The sequence below is a fragment of the Colwellia sp. SU-HH01172 genome (genome assembly GCF_057553355.1).
Map to the genome: position 1 here is coordinate 1 of NZ_BAAJMB010000014.1, position 2620 is coordinate 2620.

At 50.1% G+C, this 2620-nt stretch carries 1 rRNA gene; it reads right to left on the minus strand.

What is annotated here, in order from left to right:
• Nucleotides 1-73: 73 nt before the first annotated feature.
• A 23S ribosomal RNA gene (locus AC27JP_RS20255) occupies nt 74-2620 on the minus strand; the annotation flags it as partial.

Sequence of the window (2620 nt, forward strand, 5' to 3'; positions counted from 1 at the left end):
TTATGTACGTGACGTGTATTTCTACACTGTTTGTCAAACTTACCTACAATCTTTAAAACCACTTGGGTGTTGTATGGTTAAGCCTCACGGGTAATTAGTATTGGTTAGCTCAATGCCTCGCAGCACTTCCACACCCAACCTATCAACGTTGTAGTCTCCAACGACCCTTTAGGGAGCTTAAAGCTCCAGTGAGAACTCATCTCAAAGCCTGCTTCCCGCTTAGATGCTTTCAGCGGTTATCAGTTCCGAACGTAGCTACCGGGCAATGCTATTGGCATAACAACCCGAACACCAGCGGTTCGTCCACTCCGGTCCTCTCGTACTAGGAGCAGCCCTCTTCAATTCTCAAACGCCCACGGCAGATAGGGACCGAACTGTCTCACGACGTTCTAAACCCAGCTCGCGTACCACTTTAAATGGCGAACAGCCATACCCTTGGGACCGACTTCAGCCCCAGGATGTGATGAGCCGACATCGAGGTGCCAAACACCGCCGTCGATATGAACTCTTGGGCGGTATCAGCCTGTTATCCCCGGAGTACCTTTTATCCGTTGAGCGATGGCCCTTCCATACAGAACCACCGGATCACTATGACCTACTTTCGTACCTGCTCGACGTGTCTGTCTCGCAGTTAAGCTGGCTTATGCCATTGCACTAACCGTACGATGTCCGACCGTACTTAGCCAACCTTCGTGCTCCTCCGTTACTCTTTGGGAGGAGACCGCCCCAGTCAAACTACCCACCAGACAGTGTCCCCAAGCCCGATAAGGGCCCTAGGTTAGAACATCACGCATACAAGGGTGGTATTTCAAGGTTGGCTCCACCGCATCTAGCGACGCGGTTTCAAAGCCTCCCACCTATCCTACACATGTAGGAGCAATGTTCACTGTCAAGCTATAGTAAAGGTTCACGGGGTCTTTCCGTCTAGCCGCGGGTATACGGCATCTTAACCGCAATTTCAATTTCACTGAGTCTCGGGTGGAGACAGTGTGGCCATGATTACGCCATTCGTGCAGGTCGGAACTTACCCGACAAGGAATTTCGCTACCTTAGGACCGTTATAGTTACGGCCGCCGTTTACCGGGGCTTCGATCATGAGCTTCGCAGAGCTAACCCAATCAATTAACCTTCCGGCACCGGGCAGGCGTCACACCGTATACGTCATCTTTCGATTTTGCACAGTGCTGTGTTTTTAATAAACAGTTCCAGCCACCTGGTTACTTCGACTCTCCGAGGCTTACGCAGTAAATGCTTCACCCTAGAGAGCGTACCTTCTCCCGAAGTTACGGTACTATTTTGCCTAGTTCCTTCACCCGAGTTCTCTCAAGCGCCTTAGTATTCTCTACCTAACCACCTGTGTCGGTTTGGGGTACGGTTCCTATATATCTGAAGCTTAGAAGCTTTTCCTGGAAGCATGGCATCAATGACTTCAATTCCTTAGAATCTCGTCTCGACTCTCAGCGTTAATGAAGTCCCGGATTTACCTAAGACAACCGCCTACAATCTTTCACACGGACTACCAACGCCGTGCTCACCTAGCCTACTCCGTCCCTCCTTCGCAATATATAGAAGTACAGAAATATTAATCTGTTTCCCATCGACTACGCGTTTCCGCCTCGCCTTAGGGGCCGACTTACCCTGCCCTGATTAACATGGGACAGGAAACCTTGGTCTTTCGGCGGGGGAGTTTTTCACTCCCCTTATCGTTACTCATGTCAGCATTCGCACTTCTGATACCTCCAGCATGCTTTACAACACACCTTCAACGGCTTACAGAACGCTCCCCTACCACTCAATCCTAAGATTGAATCCGCAGCTTCGGTGACTAGTTTAGCCCCGTTACATCTTCCGCGCAGACCGACTCGACTAGTGAGCTATTACGCTTTCTTTAAAGGATGGCTGCTTCTAAGCCAACCTCCTAGCTGTCTATGCCTTTCCACATCGTTTCCCACTTAACTAGTACTTTGGGACCTTAGCTGGCGGTCTGGGTTGTTTCCCTCTTCACAACGGACGTTAGCACCCGTAGTGTGTCTCCCGCATATCACTCATTGGTATTCGGAGTTTGCAAAGGGTTGGTAAGTCGGGATGACCCCCTAGCCTTAACAGTGCTCTACCCCCAATGGTGTTCGTGCGAGGCTCTACCTAAATAGATTTCGGGGAGAACCAGCTATCTCCCGGCTTGATTAGCCTTTCACTCCGACCCACAAGTCATCACCGCATTTTTCAACATACGTGTGTTCGGTCCTCCAGTTGATGTTACTCAACCTTCAACCTGCCCATGGGTAGATCGCCGGGTTTCGGGTCTATACCCTGCAACTAAACGCGCAGTTAACACTCGCTTTCGCTACGGCTCCCCTAGTCGGTTAACCTTGCTACAGAATATAAGTCGCTGACCCATTATACAAAAGGTACGCAATCACTAGACTAAATCTAGCTCTCACTGCTTGTACGTATGCGGTTTCAGGTTCTATTTCACTCCCCTCACAGGGGTTCTTTTCGCCTTTCCCTCACGGTACTGGTTCACTATCGGTCAGTTAGGAGTATTTAGCCTTGGAGGATGGTCCCCCCATGTTCAGTCAACGTTTCACGTGTGCCGACCTACTCGATTTCATGATAAGTT